This is a genomic window from Haliscomenobacter sp., assembly GCF_965225875.1.
In the GTDB taxonomy this organism is placed as follows: domain Bacteria; phylum Bacteroidota; class Bacteroidia; order Chitinophagales; family Saprospiraceae; genus Haliscomenobacter.
Map to the genome: position 1 here is coordinate 1,491,862 of NZ_CBDDBS010000003.1, position 18,440 is coordinate 1,510,301.

An 18,440-nucleotide genomic window follows, 5' to 3' on the forward strand; every position below is an offset into this window, starting at 1 on the left:
ACACGCATTTAAGCGCGGCGACATTAGGCCTAAATTTAAAAGCCTGAAAAACAGCGCATTGAAAAGGCAGCTTTGGTAATAAGGAAATAAGTTATACATTTGTAAGCTTCTTTTCATCACGAAAAATCGAAAGGATGCCTTTTTTTTTATTCATCCTGCTTTCTTACTTATTGACGCCTGCCGCTAAACCTTTCGTTGCACCAGAATACCTTACTGTTGTTCCGCAAGCTGGTGACGGCATACTTTCCATTCTGCGCAGGTATGAATTGGACAAATACCGCTGCAACCTCGACAAATTTTGTGAACTCAATAAGGTTACATTAAAAAATAGCTTGATCAAGGGCAAAAAATACCTCCTCCCCATTCAAATCAGTGCTTTTGATGGCAAATCCATCCGCAGTTCTTTGGGGATCAGCAATTACGATGTGGCCAAGGGCATTGAAATCTACAATACTTTAATGGTTAGCAAAGGGCTGAAGAACAAAGCTTTTAAAGCGGATAAAATACTCTGGGTGCCCTATCACACGCTGAATAATTGTGCAGCAACTGAGTCTAAAACAACGGTAACTACCAATCAAGCCGGTAAAGCACCCATGTCGGAGAATGAACGGGTTGACCCGGAATTTCAAAAGTTGAGCAATCCGGGTAAACGCAAGTTTCCCATTTTTGGAGAAACCTTTGCTTATACCCCGCAGTTGAGCAGCCGTCTTCAAGGCAGGATTTATTACATCGATGCTGGTCACGGTGGGATCGACCCTGGAGCCATTGGTCGTTATGGCGGTTACGACCTTTGCGAGGACGAATACGCCTACGATGTATCATTGCGCCTCTGCCGCAAACTCATCGAGCACGGCGCAACCACCTATATGATCACCCGCGACCCTAATGATGGCATTCGGGGGGGAACCATTCTCAAATGTGACAAGGATGAAGAAGTATGGGGCGGACAGCGCATTAAAACCGGGCACGCCGATCGTTTGCATCAACGCTCCAACATCATCAATCAATTGTACGAGCAAAATCGAAAAGCTGGTATAACCCAACAATTTACCATTAGTATCCACGTCGATTCCAGGGGAAAGAAACAAGTTGACTTGTTTTTGTATTATCAATCCACCAGCGAAACCAGTAGAAAACTAGCACTGAATTTGCATCAATCAATTAAAAGTAAGTACCAGATTTATCGCAAAAATGGCCGCTATCAAGGCTCAGTGAGCACCCGGAATCTACACATGCTCCGTGAGTGTAAGCCAGTTGGTATTTATCTAGAACTAGGCAACATTCAACATTCGCTCGATCAGCAGCGAATTGTGCTGGAAAGCAACCGGGAAGCTCTGGCCAAATGGCTGTTTGAAGGTTTGGCGGGGCAATAACTACTTGTTTTTTTGCTTTTCCAAACCGATAATTTGTGCAGCAATTTTTCGGCACTCACCGGTCAGATTTTGCCAACATGCTGCTGACCAAACCGGTATTAGTTCCCAAGTTTTTTGCCTTAGTTGATCTTGTTGTTGCCATTCCCAAGCATAATCAGTTGCATCAATTTGGCTCAAAAATCCATCACCCAGAAAGGCAATTTCTTGCTCCATTGCTTGCTTTTTTTGCAAAGCCAGGGGCAAAGTCAAGCCATTATCAAGTACCACAGCTTGTTTTGGCCGATCCATTCCAAAATAAGGATGAATACCTTCTTGAAATTTGGACCAGAACAAATCCATGGCCTTTTCAGGCGCTGGGGCTAAAGTTTCTTCACCTTGATTCAGGTCAGTCTTTTGAGGAGCGCGGAATACGATTACTCGCTTTGCCAGACTCGCGTATTTTTTCAGATCGTTTTGGCTGTCTTCCTGATTTTCCCAGACAAGTACCCAATCAAAAATGGCCGTAGTTGACTGAGGTATTGTTCCTGGCTCAGGTTCGGTACCCAAGCAAAGTATTGGGAATAATTCAGTGTATGTTTCAAGCTCAGGTTGTGTCAGTGGTTCAGTCTCATTTTCAATTTGGACTTTAAACCCCTTGAAGTTTTTTTGTACAGCTAACTTCCGTTGTAACCAGAGGTCATTTATCTGCTCAGGCAACTGCGCCTTGAATTGGGACGACAATTGATGGTATTCTTTTAGCGGTGGGACACTTAAAGGCGCTTCGATACTTTTTGTTTGGAGCAATATTTGGTGCATGTACCAATTTTGAAAGGAAAGCGGCCATGGGTCTTGGCTGTTTTCCGCCAGGGCTTTTAGTAAGTTTTGTTCCAATACCGAGCGTTGTAACCAAAAGCGTTGCCAATCGTAAAAAGGGGCAAAATCTGGCATGTTTTGTTGTAAAGAAGCCAATTTTTGCTGCACCTGGTCCAGGTATTGTTTCCGTTTGTTTAAGGTCAGCATTTTGTTGTCCAACCTTAGGCTCAGCAGCTCGGCTGTGTTGAGCTCGGCCAACAATTCATCCATTTCTTCTTCAAGTTCAGCGATTTGAATTTTTGGCACCAAAGCTGGCAATACTGATTTTGCATTCAGGCGCAATTGTTCTTCCTGAACAAATTGGCCAAGTTCAAGGTGGCTATTTTTTAAAGTGTTTTCAAAGGATTCCAGCGCCAATTTTACTGGCGCAATAGACCTTATTTTTTCCAGGGCAGGCCAAGCAAAAGAGAACCAGCCCAAGCCTTCAAATTTCTTTTTCAGGGATCCGTAATTTTGGATCAATTGTTTGTAGCTGCCTATCGCCGATTTTCCCTGAGCAGAAAGGGATCCATACCATTTGATTTTGCCCAGTTTTGCATTCAAAAAAGGTGCCCCATATTTGCTTGTATTGTCCTTGATTTGGTCCAGTAATTGATCTGTTTCCAGCAAAAACTCCTGGGTATATTGCTCAAAATACTGGCGCAGCAACCGGCCATACTCCTCAATGCGCTGCTTGTATTTCTGTGACAGGGTGTTGAACCTCGCCTGATAAGCGCGCAATTTTTCCTGGCAAAAACTTTGTGCTGTCTTTCCGTCTTTTTTTAGAAAAATTTGAGGGTGTAATTGCTGTAAAGGATGGTCCAGTCTTCGCACCAACTGGTACAAAGATTGGGCTTCCTGTGTCAGAAGAAGGAGCTGTTGGTATTCCTTATAGTTAAAATCATAAGCGTCCTGAATCATGGAAATATTCAGTAGTGCCTTTCCAGGTTGAGCCTCGTTGCTCCAATATAAACCGAGCAGTGCGGGCCAGCTCAGGTTACCAAAAACTGGTTTGCGCACAGCCTGATACATTTTATTCAAACGCCCACGGCATCTTTCCAACTTATCCAGGTTGAGCTCAAAATCGCTTGCTTTCGTTTTTTTAGGTGATTTCTGCTTTAAAGAATTTTGCGCATTGATACTGCGAAGTAAATTTTTAGTCAGTCTGGTGGCGTTTTGGTGCAAGGCACAAAAATCGGCCACCTGGTGTTCTTCCAGTTTGCCCCTCAGGGTTGTCGCCAGCTCAGCCTCATTAAAGAGCATTAAACATTTTTCTCCATGAATCAATGCACTCAAGATAAGTTGCTCAATAAAATGTAATCGTTCAGGGGTGGTCCATCCTTTAATTTCAACCTGGTTTTGACCGAGTATTATTCTCCACGCCTGGGCCTGTTTGGGATTCAATTCAATTGTGCTTGATCTTAGCATCATTTTGCAATAGATTTTACAACTTGCTGCAACATTGTTTTACTTTTGGACCAAATATAGTATTAAACCAAGATTGAATCAAAAAATGATACCTAACATCGCGGTGATTTTGACGGATCCTCAACAACGGATCATCTGGATTAATGATGATTTTACCGCTATCACAGGATATAGCCTTGGTGAAGCTATTGGGCGTATACCTGGCAAAATGCTCCAAGGGCCTAAAACAGAACCGGAAGTCATCGAACGGATCAGGAAAGCTATTCAGCAACGAATACCATTCCGTGACCAATTGACCAATTATCGAAAAAATGGTGAGCCCTACCTTTGTAAACTGGTTATCCATCCCATATTCGATCGCAATCAGGAACTTACCAACTTTATTGCGTTTGAAGTAGATGGCAACCTTGTGGTAGATGAACACCACATTCCTTTGATGAATTTAAGTGAAAAATACCGCTCCAGTAGCCTGCGGAGCATCGATGAAATAAAATTGTACGATCAACTTAAACAGCTATTGGAAACAGATAAATTGTACCTGAACCCCGAACTCAGCCTTAAAACGGTTGCGGATTTGCTGAACACAAACACCAAATATTTGTCGCAGGTGGTCAACCATCAGGCTGGCATCAATTTCCAGCAATTCATCAATTTATACCGGGTTAAGGAGGCCAAGCATAAGATTGTCAAAGACTCCTTCAGCAACCTTACATTGTATGGAATTGCCCTACAATGTGGTTTTAAAAATAAATCGACCTTTTATAAAGTCTTTAAAGAAGTAACCGGATATACTCCTAAAGATTTTGTACGTATCAATCGTTAGGGGCAAAAAAATAAGTGTTTCATTTTGCCCCACTACTAAGGCAATTTTAGGCCTTCAACCTGTTGCCTTATTGCTGTTTGCCATTCTTATAATTGTACTCCAGGTTTATTTTTCCGTTTTCATCGTAATACCGAAAGGGGCCATCCAGTTTACCTTCTTTGTAGTTGATCTCTTTTTGAATCCCCCCACTTCGGCTGTACTCTTTGTAAACTCCATCTAAAACACCATTTTTGTAGGTAGATTCTTGAGCCAAATTCCCATTTGTAAATTTTGCTACTTTCCCGTGCAGCTGATTGTTTTTGTAGCTTGCGCTGAGTGAAATTTGCCCAAATCCATCAAATTCAACGTAAGGGCCATTGTATTTGCCATCTATATAGCTTGCAATTTTTTCTGGGTACCCTCCTTCTCCTTGGTAAATCACCCAAGTCCCATTTTTAAGTCCTTTGGAGTCAGTAATCCCTTCTTCTAATATGTTACCTGAAGCATCCTTTTTGACAGCTATTTGATTACCTGTCCCAGGGATCTTTTCCATCTCAAACAAAGCGTCCTTTTTAATGGCATCACCATTGGTTGACGGCAAATTTTGCTGTGTATCAGCTCCAGAATTACAGGCTGTTACCAATATCATTAAACACAAAAAGGCAGGATAAGCTTTCATTTTTTTTCAATTTCGTCGAGCAAAGAAATCTATTTTAGGGCAAATTGGGAACAAAGAATTTAGGTGTGGACATCTGAACTTGTCGAACTGAATCAATTGGCATATTTTAAGATCTTAAAAATCAATTATTTGCAAAAACAAGTAACCACAAACTAAAAAAATAAAAATTTTTTCGGCTCTAGATTACTCTAGTTTCGCTAGGTTCAATATTTTTGCAGAACATTGCTAGGCGTTGATTGATTTTTTTTTTGCTCATGTCAAATCGAAACCTCCCTCCCTACCATTCGGGATACATAGGTTTCAGCGTTCTACCCCCCTCAATCAGGGAGTGTATTTTCCACACCTGATGGGATTTATTGCAAAACAGATATTGCGACAGTATGTGCTAATTACTGAACGTTGAACTTTTGTATAAAGCTTATATAACCAAATTTTTTTAATCATTTTCTTATGAAACAAACGACCTTTACTAGCTGGATGACCAGAACAGCAAGCGCATGCTTGATGGTTTTGGCTTCTCTGGTTTTTGGTTCCAACCTGACTGCACAGTCAACCAATTGCGGTTGTTACAATGTGACAGTTACCTTGGATGCCAATTGCCAATTCACGCTTACCCGTAACTTGGTATCCGACGGTTCTTGTACCGGCGCTGTGGTACGTGTTATGGACAACAACCAAAGCAACGGTGCAGTTATCGACTGTGCTGGTGTTTGGACTTACGGCTTGTTCTCAAGCTCCTCTCCAGATGCAACTGTAATTTGCTGGGGTAAAGTAACTGCAGAAGACAAGACTGCACCAGCTCTGGTGTGTGCTCCTGCGGATTTCACTTTGGATTGCTACGATGTAAACTACGTGTTGAACAATCGTTTGACGATTGGTAACGTAGGTGCATTTAGCTCTCCACGTCCTGCTGCAACGGGTAGCCAAACCATCAACAACGCTGAAGGTGTTGCTGGAACTGGTGACAACTGCCAATTGGGCTTGATTCCTCCAGGTTTGACCTCTGACAACATCAAAAACCTGGGTTATGCTTACTTCAAAGACAACTGCTACAACTGTGGTTGCCGGGTAACCCTGAAGTGGAGCGACAAAGTGGTTTTCTACAACTGTGATGACATGAAGGTGAATGGCGGCATCTATGCTACGATCTCTCGCGAGTGGGTAGCTACTGATTGCAACGGCATGCGTTCTGACTACACACAGAAAATCCACTTCACTCGTCCAGACCTGAGCGATTTTGTGTTCAAGGATGAGAATCCAGAAGGTAAGTACGATCATGTTGTTGAGTACAACTCTTGTACTCCAGACAAGAGCCTGATCAAGAAGGAAGATGTAACTCCATATGTATGCAGCTACTTCAACAATCCTCCTTCTAACCCACGTTGTTTGTTCATCGACCAGGTTGAGTGCAACTATTCTGTATCGATCAAAGACACTGAGTTCCCAATCTGTGGTGGCAAAGGTGTGAAAATCGATCGTGAACTGTATGTATTTGACTGGTGTGCAGGTGGTATCGTAGATACTTTCCACATCCTGATCAAAATCGGTGACTTCACTGCTCCAACTTGTGAGTATGCACATGGTGCTCCTTACGACATTTCTACTGGCCCAATGGATTGCACTGCAGCCATTCCAGTAACTGTTGCTGGCATCAAAACTGCCTTTGGTGTAACCATCAAGGACAACTGTGCGCTGGGTAATGTAAGCGTAAGTGTTTACACCAAAGATCGTTATGTAAAAGGTATTTTGGTTTACGAAGGACCAGAAGATCCTATTTGTGAAGTGCCTAAGGCTCGTGGTGCAGAACTGCGTGGTGACCACGAAGCTTACCAATTGGGTGACTGTACTGGCGAAGATATTTGCTGGGACAAAGTTGAGTATGCTGTAATGAACGGCATGATGATCGGCCTTCCAGTGGGCAAGCACCTGATGGTGATTGACGCTTTCGATGGTTGCTACAATGCTTCCAAGTGCTGCTTCATCTTCGAAGTTAAGGACAAGATTGCACCTGTAATGAAGTGTGACGATGACTTGCACATCACTTTGAGCAATGCCAATGGTTACACCAACGGTTATGCACAAGTTAGCGCTGACGACATCGACGAAGGTTCTTGGGACAACTGCAAACTGGCTTGGATTGCAGTACGTCGCAACGTGCCAACTGCTTGTGCAGCTAGCTTCATTGCTAAAGGATACGACACCAACAACAACGGCAAATTGGACCCTCTGCCAGCTGATGGCGACTGGACCAAAGCGGACGGTTTTGACAGCAACGGCGACGGCGATTTGGCTGACTTCGGCGAAACTTTCATCCTGAAGGGTGGCAAGTTGATGACTCCACTACAAGACATCGTTGAGTTCTTCTGCTGCGATTTGGCAGAGCGCGTAACGATCGAATTGTGGGGTGCTGACATATATGGCAACACCAACTACTGCTGGGATGACGTGTTGATCGAAGACAAAGTGGCTCCAACTTGTTTGGCTCCATGGGATGTTACCGTTTATTGCGATGACAAAAACCTGGCTTTGATCGATGATATCAAAACATCTGCTGCTGCATTCGGTGATGTAATCATTCCTTCTGGCAACGATTGTGCTGCTCTGGATACTGTTTACACTACTGAGAAGAAATTGAAGTGTGGCTATGGCTGGATCGACCGGATCTGGACTTTGACCAAAGAAACGGTTAAAGGCCCAATCAGCGTAACTTGCAAGCAACGCATCAACATTCTGCCAGTACACGAATACAACATTTGCTTCCCTAAAGACGTATCTACCGATTGCAAGACTCCAATCATTGATACGGTTATCACCGACGAATTGGCTTGTGACATCTTGGCTGTAAACGTAAGCGACAAGCGTTACGATGCATCTGACGATGAGTGCTACAAGTTGTTCCGTACTTACTCTGTAATCAACTGGTGTACTTACGACGACCGTTGTGGTGACCCACTGCTCCAAACCAATATCTCGATCATCGATCGGGCAGTGTTTGGCAACTATGGCAAGAACCCAATCTACTTGTTGGTTCGTGACCGCGAAAACAACCGTCGTGATGGCGTTGAAGAGTTCTACATCTCTAAGGACTTGGTTCACAACAATGCTGATGACATCCGTGTTTATCCACCATATTGCGAAGTAGCACGTGAATTCTACCACAGCTTCATCTATACTCAGATCATCAAGGTATACGATGACACTCGTCCAGTTGTAACTGGTGACCCAGGCAAATTCTGCATCCGTGAGGGTGGCGATTGTTTGGCCAACCTGAAAATGGTGATCACTGGTAAGGACAACTGTTCTGACAAAGTGACCCTGGAAACTCAGTACCTGATGATTGCTCCTGGTCAGACTTTGGATGCCAGCAAAATGATCCTGTACTCTACTCCACGCTGGAGCACCAAAGATTTGGGCAACGGCCAGTTCGAGATCAACGTTGCTAACTTGCCACAAGGCAAGCATGACCTGATCGTAGTTGTACGTGACGAGTGTGGTAACTTGAGTGTTGCAACCCGCATTCCATTCACAGTTGAAGACTGCAAAGGTCCAGCACCAATCTGTATCAACGGCTTGAGCACTGAACTGATGTCTGACGGCAACGGTGGTGGTATGATGGCAGTATGGGCATCTGACTTCGTTGCTTCTAAGATTTACGATTGCAACGGCCAAGGCCCAGAAACCAAAGATGGTTTGAAACTGGTTACCAAGTACTCGCTGAACCGCGTAGGTCAGCCAGTAGTTTCTACTCAAACTGGTTTGAACCTGACTTGTGCTGACAAAGGCAAAGTAATTCTGGTTGAATTGCACGCATGGGATGAAGCAGGTAAGGATGACTTCTGCGTAACTTATGTTGAAGTTCAGGACAACCGTGGCGTTTGCCCAACAGTTGGTTCTGCTGCTGCAATCGCAGGTACTATCGCAACTGAAGGCAATGCTAACCTGCAAGGTGCAACCATCACTTTGAGTGGTGCTGCTTCTCAGGCTGCTACTTCTACGGCTAACGGTGGTTACTCTTTCGTTAACCTGAGCAAAGGAGCTGACTTCACGGTTACTCCACAATTGGACAAAAACCATCTGAATGGTGTATCTACTTTTGACCTGGTATTGATCCAAAAGCACATCTTGAATGTACAGGCTCTGAACAGCCCATACAAAATGATTGCTGCTGACGTGAACAACTCTAAGTCAATCACTACTCTGGACTTGATTGCCCTGCGTAAGTTGATCCTGAACATCGATCAAACTTTCCAGAACAACACTTCCTGGAGATTCGTAGATGCTGCTTACAGCTTCCCAACGCCAAGCAACCCATGGGCTGCTGCGTTCCCAGAAGTTGTGAACATCAACGACATCGCTGCTAACGTAACTGCAAACTTCGTAGCCATCAAAGTGGGTGACGTTAACGCCAGTGCAACGGTAAGTGCTGCTGCTGCTGCAGAAGCTCGTACTGCTGGAACATTGGACATCAATGCTGCTGATGCTGCCCTGAAGGCTGGTCAGGAATACAGTGTTGAATTCAATGCTGCTGAGTTGAAAGACATCCAAGGCTACCAGTTCTCATTGAACCTGGACAAGAGCAAAGTTGAGCTGGTTGACATCGTTTACGGTGTTGCAAAAGCAGAAAACTTTGGTGTATTCACCAACGAAGGTGTAATCACTACTTCTTGGAACGGTGAAGCTAAGCAAGGTGCACTGTTCACTTTGGTGTTGCGTGCAAAAGCTGATGCTCAATTGAGCAACGCTTTGAGCCTGAACCGCGTAGTTTCTGCAGAAGCTTACAACCAGAACAACGAGCAACTGAATGTTGCCCTGAAGTTCAAAGGTGCTGACGTAGCTGCTCAAGGTTTCGAACTGAAGCAAAACACGCCAAACCCATTCAATGCAGAAACAGTGATCAGCTTCAACCTGCCAAAGGCTGCTGCTGCTACCCTGACTGTTAGCGATGTGACTGGCCGAGTGTTGAAGACCGTTCGTGCTGATTATGCTAAAGGTTTCAACCAAATCACTTTGAAAGCTGCTGATTTGAACGCTACTGGTGTGTTGTACTACACCCTGGAAGCTGACGACTTCACTGCTACCAAGAAGATGATTATTGTTGAATAACCCATATGGGTGATAGTAGAGACGCAAGATCTTGCGTCTCTACTCCTTCCACGATAATAAGAGCGAAGGGCTGCCAAATGGCAGCCCTTCGTTTTTTATTTCAGTTTTTCGATTATTTCTTTGATGCTTCGATAGATAGCCAATTGTGGCTGGGCCAAAAAAGGCCCTGGAAGCACCCATTCTGCGACCTCAATATCTTCTTCCGTTTGAGGCGTTAAATTACTTTGAGGGGTTTGCATGCGGTACCAATAAGTACGTTTAAGGATTCGCCTCTCTTTGGGGTCCCGATAAGTATGGTAAGTATGGCCTAGAAAATCACCTAATGAAATTTCACCGATCCCTGTTTCTTCTTCCACTTCCCGCACCGCAGCTTGCTCGGGTGTTTCCCCCGGATCAATTTTCCCTTTGGGCAAATCCCAGGAATCGCGCCGGTAAATCACCAAAAGTTGATCCTGATCGTTAAAAACACAACCTCCCGCAGCTTCAATTATTTTGAAATTAGAACAAAAATCGCCCCACAACGACTCCAGATCTTCTGAAAAGATGGTAATGGAATCCAATTGCCTGCCTTTTTCCAACATGTCTGCATAGTTCAGAAAAATTTTGGGTGAGCCATTGTAGCGTGCCACAATATGCGTTTTGTCCCCAGGAACTTTTTGAGCCAATGCTAAATCGGAGGATAAAATGAATGGAATGTCGTTAATGTAGATTTTGTACATTTGTGTCTTTATTTTGTCGACTAAAAATCAAAGTCCGTTTGGAAATGAATTTTGCCACCGAAGTAGCCAAAAGATTATTGCAAATAAAGGCAATAAAATTAAGTCCTCAAAACCCTTTCACCTGGGCTTCTGGACTGAAATCCCCTATTTATTGCGACAATCGTACACTCCTATCCTACCCTCATATTCGAGACATGGTGGTTGAAGGATTGGTTGAAAAAAGCAAACTTTTCCCCGATTTCGATCTGGTGGCGGGAGTTGCAACTGCGGGTATTCCGCACGGTGCGTTATTGGCCGACCGACTAAAACTTCCCTTCGTATATGTACGAGCGAAAGCCAAAGAACACGGTCGTCAAAACCTGATCGAAGGTGAGATTAAACCGGGCCAAAAGATTTTAGTGATTGAAGACTTGATTTCAACAGGAGGAAGTAGTTTGCAGGCAGTTGAAGCCTTGCGAGCTGAGGGATGTTCCGTAGTTGGGGTGTTGGCTATTTTTTCTTACGAATTTGATGCAGCAAAGGTAGCATTTCAAGAGGCTGATTGTTGCTTGGAGACCCTCAGTAATTACAGCATCATGACTCAAGTAGCCATTGAATCAGCCTATGTAAGCCCGGCTGATCAAGAAACGCTCAAACTTTGGCGTCATGATCCTAAACAATGGAGTGCCCAATGGGAAAACTAAAAATATAATTCTGTTCACGAACTAGGTCTACAGCGGATAATTTCTATATTTATCCGTTAGTTTCGCACCAACCAATTTATTATGTCGGTAATTACAGCTAAATCTGAACAATTCTTGTTTCAGTATCTCAATAATGCCTCTCCGACCGGGTTTGAGTCTGCCGGGCAAAAGCTCTGGTTAGCATACATCCGCCCATTTGTCCACGAAACGGGCTTGGATAATTATGGTACGGCATACGGCATCATCAACCCTGGCAAGGATTTTAAGGTAGTCATCGAAGGACATGCCGATGAAATATCCTGGTTCGTCAACTTCATCACGGACGATGGTTTTTTGCACGTGGTACGCAATGGGGGCTCTGATCAAATGATTGCCCCCTCCAAGCGAGTCAATATCCATACGCCCAAAGGGATCGTCAAAGGAATTTTTGGTTGGCCCGCAATCCATACCCGCAATGGAGAAGAGAACAATCTGGCCCCAAAAGTTGACAACATATTCATCGATGTAGGTGCTAAAAACAAAGAGGAAGTGCTCGAAATGGGCGTCCACGTAGGTTGTGTACTGGTCTATGAAGATGAGGTAATAGCCCTAAATGATCGTTATTATGTAGGAAGGGCACTGGACAACAGGATCGGAGGGTTTTGTATAGCTGAGGTGGCTCGTTTGTTGCACGAAAACAAAATTGAATTGCCTTACAGTTTATACATTGTCAATTCGGTGCAGGAAGAAGTGGGATTGCGCGGTGCCGAAATGATCGCCCAAAGCATCAAACCACAAGTTGCCATCATCACCGATGTGACCCACGACACCAACACCCCATTGATCAGCAAGAAAAAGTTTGGTGATGTAAAATGTGGCAATGGGCCTTCGGTTACTTATGCCCCTGCCGTTCACAATAAATTGCTTTCCCTGATCATTGATGCGGCAACCGCCAACGAAATTCCTTTTCAAAGGGAGGCTGCTTCCCGCCGAACGGGTACTGATACTGATGCGTTTGCTTATTCCAATGGAGGTGTACCTTCAGCTTTGATTTCATTGCCTTTGCGCTACATGCACACAACTGTGGAAATGGCACACAAAGATGATGTCAACAATGTAATCAACCTCATCTACCACTCACTGCAAAAAATTGAATACCAGCATAATTTCAAATATTTCTAATAAAAAATTGCCTCACAAAGGAGCAACGCATCGCAGAGACGCACGGCCGTACGTCTCTGCGATCCAGCATTTTTGCACTGCCCCGGTTTTGTCATGAACCCTTATTTTTTTTCGCCCCTTATTTAAGTTCCTGAATGGCTCGTTCGATCACGGTATCTACCCCTCGATCCCGATCACCTTTAGTCAGGACAACCTGAATATCGGGTGGTACACCATTTTCAAAATTTTCGCCTGCAGGGCTTAGCGTTCTGGAAATTGAAAATCGATAGGTCCAGCCATTCGGTAACTGCCCACCATTGGGGATGCCGAGGCCACCTCCTGTACGGTCACCGATCAACACCATGTTGTCTACCTCTCTGGCAGCCAATGCAAAAAAAGATGCAGCACTAAACGTACCGCGGTCGATCAGCACTGCAATCTTTTTGTTGAATTTGAAGCGATCTTCATTGGGTTCAGCATAGGCAGGTTGTGGCCCTTCAAAATCTTCTGGCCCTGGACCTGATTTAAGGTAAGAGTTATACAAAAGCGTTTTTTTAGATACGATCTGATTGAGGATTTTAAAAACATTTGCCGCACTGCCACCCCCGTTTTGGCGAATATCGAAAATCAGCCCAGACATATTCCGGTAATAACTCAGCAAGTAGTTGACATGAGCAGGGGAAACCTTGCCTTCAAATGAATCATAACGTACATAAGCTACTTTTTTATCCGCACCTACCACATTGTGCTCAAATGGCCCCGTGATGACGTAATCGCTCTTTAGGTAATGCTCCCGCACCACTCTGACATCAATGTTTTCAGGGCCAAGCAAATCAAAGTCATAACGCGACTGACGGAAAGGTGAGATCAGGTTGACATGCCCATCCTTCAACTCGTTCAGCATGGCAAACAAAACCTTGAACAACTCATCGCTGGTCATCTTGTCTTTGATTTGTGGCTCGTACTTGCTACGAATCACCGACCAGTCAATGTTCTTATACGCGAAAAAAGAGTACTTGTCATTGCATTGTTGCCACAAATAATCAAAATTTTCGCGTGGATTGTCTGCTACTTCTTGTTCAAAAACCAAAGTTTCACAGGAAAACAGCAACAACAAGGCTGTACAACTCAAAATCGTACTAAACTTCATGATAGTTGAATTAATTTAGTCGAATCATTATTCCCAATACCATTTGATGGTGGGCCAATTCAAGGCGATTGATTGCATTGGCGCTGCGTTGAGCATCCCAGAGGTAAGTCAGGCGCAAAGCATTCCCGTTCAATAAATAATAGTAGGCATCAGAACGCCAGTGCAAACGCAGGCCTCCAAAATTCAGTTTATTGTTGGCAAAAACGTCGGCATCGCCATCCGAGAAGTCGTCGATGTAAGCGTAATCAGGTCGCCAAACGGAATTCAACAATGGTAAACTGAGCTGAGTACTCAATTTGATGTGCCTCAGCCCTTCCCGCTGTCGAATGAACAAAAATTTACCCGCCGATTGCGTATGGCTGAGTCGCCAACTGAGTTTGCCACTGGCAAAAAGTGTATTGATGCTTTCCCAAACCAAAGAGGCATTCAAAAAGGCGGGCGTAACGCGTTGTGCAGCATAGCCCCCCAAGTGTAATCCAGCGCGGAAATCGAGCTTACCTTCATCTTTATCCCAAATTTTGCGCAAAAAGCGGGCGTTGTAATAAAAGACGGTAGATTCTGAATTAAAGATGGCTACTTTGGTCACACTGCTCTCCCCCACTCCAAGGCCACCATCTACAGAGATATCCCAGCGAGGGCCTTCAAAGCCCAATTCTGCCATTCCTCCGTAGTGAAATCCGCGATAAACGAGTGGGGAAACCCCAAAATCCCGGCTACTTTGATAGTCGAGTAAGGCTGCTACATTGAAATACTTCCCGTAACGAAAATCAGCCTGATTGCTTTTCTCCTGAGCCGACAATTGTACAAACAGGAAAAAGCTAAAAATGACAATACCGTATGAAACTCTCTTCATTTGAAATGGGTTAGTATCAGGCAATAAGACTACAAAAATCTTGGGAAATTGTGATAGCTTATTCATAAAAAACCTGATTTTCGTACAAAGCACTACAAACACCATGCAAAACGACACATTTTTTATTCGGCCAATCGAATCCAGTGACAATCAGCCCATGGCCAAAATTATCCGGGAAGTGATGACCGCCTACGGGGCAGTTGGAGATGGTTTTTCCATCAACGATCCCGAGGTTGATCATATGTACGACTATTATCAGGCGGATGGATCTGCTTATTTCATTTTGAGTGATGCTCAAAACCGGATATGGGGTGGCGGCGGAATTGGCCCTTTAGTCGGTGGAGATCCTGCAACTTGTGAGCTCAAAAAAATGTATTTCGTGCCCGAGGTACGGGGACGTGGAATGGGTCAAAAAATGGTGGACCATCTACTTGAGGCCGCTAAAAGCCTGGGCTACCAGACCTGTTACCTCGAAACCTTGGAAAGGATGACGGAGGCCAAGGCTTTATACATTAAAATGGGATTCGAAAAGCTATGCGGCCAAGTGGGTAATACTGGTCACAGCGGCTGTGACTCCTTTTACTCGAAAAAACTCTAACGCTGAATCTGAGGTGCCCCTTTGGTGTCTTAGGTTTCTAAGGTGGTGAAAAAGATTACGTGTTCTTCACCACCTTAGAAAAAACCTCAATAATGGCTCTCGTAATATTGCTGATAAGCACCAGAAGTCACGGCTTCTAACCAATCGCTGTGCTCCAGGTACCATTCTGCAGTCATTTTTAGCCCATCTTCCGGGTTGACCTGGGGCTCCCAGTTGAGCTCGTTTTTCAATTTGCTGGCATCAATGGCATAACGACGATCGTGCCCAGGGCGGTCTTTCACAAAGGTGATCAACTGCCGGGAAGTGCCTTGGCTACGGCCTAATAACTCGTCCATCGTGTCGCAGAGGTAATGAACCAGGTCTATATTCCGGCGTTCATTGTTGCCCCCAATATTGTAGGTTTCCCCAATTTTTCCCTGGTGATAGATCAAATCAATGGCTGCAGCGTGATCCCCTACCCACAGCCAATCTCGCGTATACAACCCATCCCCATACACAGGCAGTGTCTTGTTGTTGCAAATATTATTGATTATCAATGGTATTAGCTTCTCCGGAAACTGGTATGGGCCATAGTTGTTGGAACAATTAGACACTAAGATAGGCAAACCAAAAGTGTGATGGTAAGCCCGCACCAACATATCTGACCCCGCTTTAGAAGCAGAATAAGGCGAGCGGGGGTCATAAGCAGTTTGTTCGGTGAAAAAACCCGTTTCGCCCAATGAACCATACACCTCATCGGTAGAAATGTGGTAAAAACGCTGATGGGTCGGGTTAACCCAACTGGCTTTGGCCACATTCAACAAATTAAGGGTACCCAGAATATTGGTTTCCACAAAAGCCATAGGGTTGCTGATGGAGCGATCTACATGCGACTCAGCGGCCAAGTGGATCACCCCGTCAAAGGCATATGTAGCAAAAAGCTTCTGTAACAAATCATTATCGCGAATATCCCCCTTACAAAAAACGTAATTGGGCGCGTTTTCTACATCGGTCAAATTGCTCAGGTTGCCCGCATAGGTCAACAAGTCAAGATTTACAATACGGTATTGAGGGTATTGTTTGACCATTCTTTTCACCAAATGGGTACCGATGAATCCGGCACCTCCGGTAATGAGGATGTTTTGAGTAAAGGACATGGTATTATATGGTTCTAAGGCGCCTGAATTCCAGGATTCCAACTTCGCTTCAGCTTCGCTCAGTGATCAGTTGGAAACCTGGAACTTTGGAACCCTATCCGGGTTTTACAACCGTTTTAAAATAGTCAAAAGTACGCTGTAAACCTTCAGCTCGAGGAACTTTTGGTTCCCAACCCAGGAGGTTTCTGGCTTTGGTGATGTCTGGTTGACGCACTTTAGGATCGTCTACGGGTAGAGGCCGATAATCAATAAAGGCTTTGGGGTTACCTACTAGATCGAGAATTTCCTGGGCAAATTGCAAGATGGTGCACTCGTCAGGGTTACCAATATTGACCGGCTGGTTATAATCGCTCAAAAGGAGGCGGTAAATACCTTCCACCAAATCATCAACATAACAGAAAGATCGGGTCTGGGAGCCATCGCCAAATACAGTAAGCCCCTCTCCACGAATGGCTTGTGAAAAAAATGCTGGCAGTACCCGTCCATCTTCAACCCGCATCCGGGGGCCGTAAGTATTAAAAATTCTAATGATTCGGGTATCCACCTGGTGAAAAGTATGGTAAGCCATCGTAATCGCCTCCAAAAAACGTTTGGCTTCGTCGTAAACTCCACGTGGACCAATCGGGTTCACATTGCCCCAGTATTCTTCAGATTGTGGATGCTCCAGAGGGTCTCCATACACTTCGGAAGTCGAAGCCACCAAAATCCGTGCTTTTTTCTCACGTGCCAATCCCAGCAAATTGTGTGTACCCAATGCCCCTACCTTCAAGGTTTGGATAGGCATTTTCAGGTAATCAATCGGGCTGGCCGGTGAAGCAAAATGCAGGATGTAATCAAGTTTACCTGGGACATGTATAAATTTGGTAATGTCGTGATGGTAATATTCAAATTCCTTGAGGGGAAATAGGTGTTCAATATTTTGAATATTTCCCGTCAGGAGATTATCCATGCCTACGACCTGATAACCTTCTTTGATGAACCGATCGCTGAGGTGCGAACCTAAGAATCCGGCTGCGCCGGTAATGAGAACTCTTTTCACTGGACAATTTTTACAGCTGGTTTTTAATTATTGCCCTAAAGATAAACTTCGACGGCTGCTTTACCTAAAAGTTTTTTACTAGCCCAGAGGAAAAGCTTAGTTTTGCCCCATAAAAGCCCTGTCCTGTATGAGAAGAGGTCTATTCTTACTGATCCTTATTTTGATGTACGTTAGTGAACTCTCCGCTCAGGCTTCCAACAATGAACCCAAAGGAGTGATTTTGAGTAAATTTACCTACGGCGCTCAACTTCCTGCTGGAACTTTAAAAGAACGCTTCGGAACCAATTTCATTGCCGGAGGAGGCATCGATTGGCAATGGGGACCAAAAAATTGGGTATTAGGAGTGGATGCTCAATATCTTTTTGGCAACCAGGTAAAGGAAGACCCTCTGGTTGGTTTGCGCACCAAAGAAGGCTACATTATTGGCAACGATCGTGAAGTCGCCGATATTCCCATGCGGGAGCGTGGTTTTTATGTTGGACTTACCGCAGGGCGGGTATTTCCAGTAAGTGCCAGGCAGTCTTCCCGGGCAGGTTGGCGCATCAATTTTGGCATTGGCATGCTCCAGCATAAAATTCGCATCCAGGACGACCCCCAGCGCTCGGTTGTACAATTGACTGATGTGTACAAAAAGGGGTACGATCGCCTGAGCAATGGACTGGCATTGCAACAGTTTTTTGGCTATCAGGCCATGAGTAAAGATCGACGTAGTAATTTTATGGCGGGGTTTGAGTTCATGCAGGGTTTTACCCAATCGCGACGCAGTTTTGATTTTGCTACGCAAGGTCGGGATGGGAAAAAGCGAATCGACCTGCTCTTTGGTGTCCGCTTGGGCTGGATTCTCCCATTCTACGCCGATAAAGCGGAAGACATCTACTATTAACATGGAATCATCCAAGACCAAAT

Annotated in this window: 14 protein-coding genes; 7 read left to right on the plus strand and 7 right to left on the minus strand. The window is 44.6% G+C overall.

Annotated features, from left to right (window positions below):
- The first annotated feature begins 134 nt into the window (after positions 1–134).
- Positions 135–1,373: an N-acetylmuramoyl-L-alanine amidase family protein gene (locus tag ACO08K_RS26310; protein WP_421799471.1), complete on the plus strand. Its 1,239-nt coding sequence runs from the start codon at positions 135–137 to the stop codon at positions 1,371–1,373.
- On the opposite strand, the gene ACO08K_RS26315 is transcribed toward ACO08K_RS26310, so the two are convergent.
- The gene (locus tag ACO08K_RS26315) at positions 1,374–3,635 is read right to left on the minus strand and encodes a hypothetical protein (RefSeq protein WP_421799472.1); all 2,262 of its coding nucleotides are present in this window, start codon (positions 3,633–3,635) and stop codon (positions 1,374–1,376) included.
- Positions 3,636–3,717: 82 nt separating this feature from the next.
- Between ACO08K_RS26315 and ACO08K_RS26320 the strand changes: the two genes are divergently transcribed.
- On the plus strand, positions 3,718–4,455 hold the full coding sequence (locus ACO08K_RS26320) for a PAS domain-containing protein (protein WP_421799473.1): 738 nt from the start codon (positions 3,718–3,720) through the stop codon (positions 4,453–4,455).
- A 67-nt stretch (positions 4,456–4,522) separates the two neighbouring features.
- On the opposite strand, the gene ACO08K_RS26325 is transcribed toward ACO08K_RS26320, so the two are convergent.
- Positions 4,523–5,113 (minus strand): toxin-antitoxin system YwqK family antitoxin, encoded by a 591-nt coding sequence (locus ACO08K_RS26325; protein WP_421799474.1) that lies wholly within the window; start codon positions 5,111–5,113, stop codon positions 4,523–4,525.
- Between the two features lie 450 nt (positions 5,114–5,563).
- On the opposite strand from ACO08K_RS26325, the gene ACO08K_RS26330 reads away from it, so the two are divergent.
- A complete protein-coding gene (locus tag ACO08K_RS26330) occupies positions 5,564–10,216 on the plus strand; it encodes a T9SS type A sorting domain-containing protein (protein WP_421799475.1) in 4,653 nt (1,550 codons plus the stop codon).
- Between the two features lie 95 nt (positions 10,217–10,311).
- On the opposite strand, the gene ACO08K_RS26335 is transcribed toward ACO08K_RS26330, so the two are convergent.
- A complete protein-coding gene (locus tag ACO08K_RS26335; protein ID WP_421799476.1) occupies positions 10,312–10,935 on the minus strand; it encodes an NUDIX hydrolase in 624 nt (207 codons plus the stop codon).
- Positions 10,936–10,979: 44 nt separating this feature from the next.
- Between ACO08K_RS26335 and pyrE the strand changes: the two genes are divergently transcribed.
- Complete coding sequence (gene pyrE / locus ACO08K_RS26340) at positions 10,980–11,618, plus strand: orotate phosphoribosyltransferase (RefSeq protein WP_421799477.1); 639 nt, start codon at positions 10,980–10,982, stop codon at positions 11,616–11,618.
- A gap of 81 nt (positions 11,619–11,699) precedes the next feature.
- Complete coding sequence (locus ACO08K_RS26345) at positions 11,700–12,779, plus strand: M42 family metallopeptidase (RefSeq protein WP_421799478.1); 1,080 nt, start codon at positions 11,700–11,702, stop codon at positions 12,777–12,779.
- A 118-nt stretch (positions 12,780–12,897) separates the two neighbouring features.
- On the opposite strand, the gene ACO08K_RS26350 is transcribed toward ACO08K_RS26345, so the two are convergent.
- Both ACO08K_RS26350 and ACO08K_RS26355 read right to left on the minus strand, forming a co-directional pair.
- Entirely contained in the window at positions 12,898–13,908 is a 1,011-nt protein-coding gene (locus tag ACO08K_RS26350) for a S41 family peptidase (protein WP_421799479.1), read from the minus strand.
- A 10-nt stretch (positions 13,909–13,918) separates the two neighbouring features.
- On the minus strand, positions 13,919–14,761 hold the full coding sequence (locus ACO08K_RS26355) for a hypothetical protein (protein WP_421799481.1): 843 nt from the start codon (positions 14,759–14,761) through the stop codon (positions 13,919–13,921).
- 103 nt (positions 14,762–14,864) lie between these two features.
- Between ACO08K_RS26355 and ACO08K_RS26360 the strand changes: the two genes are divergently transcribed.
- On the plus strand, positions 14,865–15,359 hold the full coding sequence (locus tag ACO08K_RS26360) for a GNAT family N-acetyltransferase (RefSeq protein WP_421799482.1): 495 nt from the start codon (positions 14,865–14,867) through the stop codon (positions 15,357–15,359).
- An 86-nt stretch (positions 15,360–15,445) separates the two neighbouring features.
- Here the strand turns inward: ACO08K_RS26360 and rfbB are convergent, their stop codons facing one another.
- The gene (rfbB, locus tag ACO08K_RS26365; protein WP_421799483.1) at positions 15,446–16,495 is read right to left on the minus strand and encodes a dTDP-glucose 4,6-dehydratase; all 1,050 of its coding nucleotides are present in this window, start codon (positions 16,493–16,495) and stop codon (positions 15,446–15,448) included.
- A gap of 94 nt (positions 16,496–16,589) precedes the next feature.
- Entirely contained in the window at positions 16,590–17,534 is a 945-nt protein-coding gene (locus ACO08K_RS26370; protein WP_421799484.1) for a UDP-glucuronic acid decarboxylase family protein, read from the minus strand.
- A gap of 127 nt (positions 17,535–17,661) precedes the next feature.
- Between ACO08K_RS26370 and ACO08K_RS26375 the strand changes: the two genes are divergently transcribed.
- Positions 17,662–18,417 carry a hypothetical protein gene (locus ACO08K_RS26375; protein WP_421799485.1) on the plus strand — a complete coding sequence of 252 codons (756 nt, stop codon included), beginning with the start codon at positions 17,662–17,664 and terminating at the stop codon, positions 18,415–18,417.
- Positions 18,418–18,440: the final 23 nt, after the last annotated feature.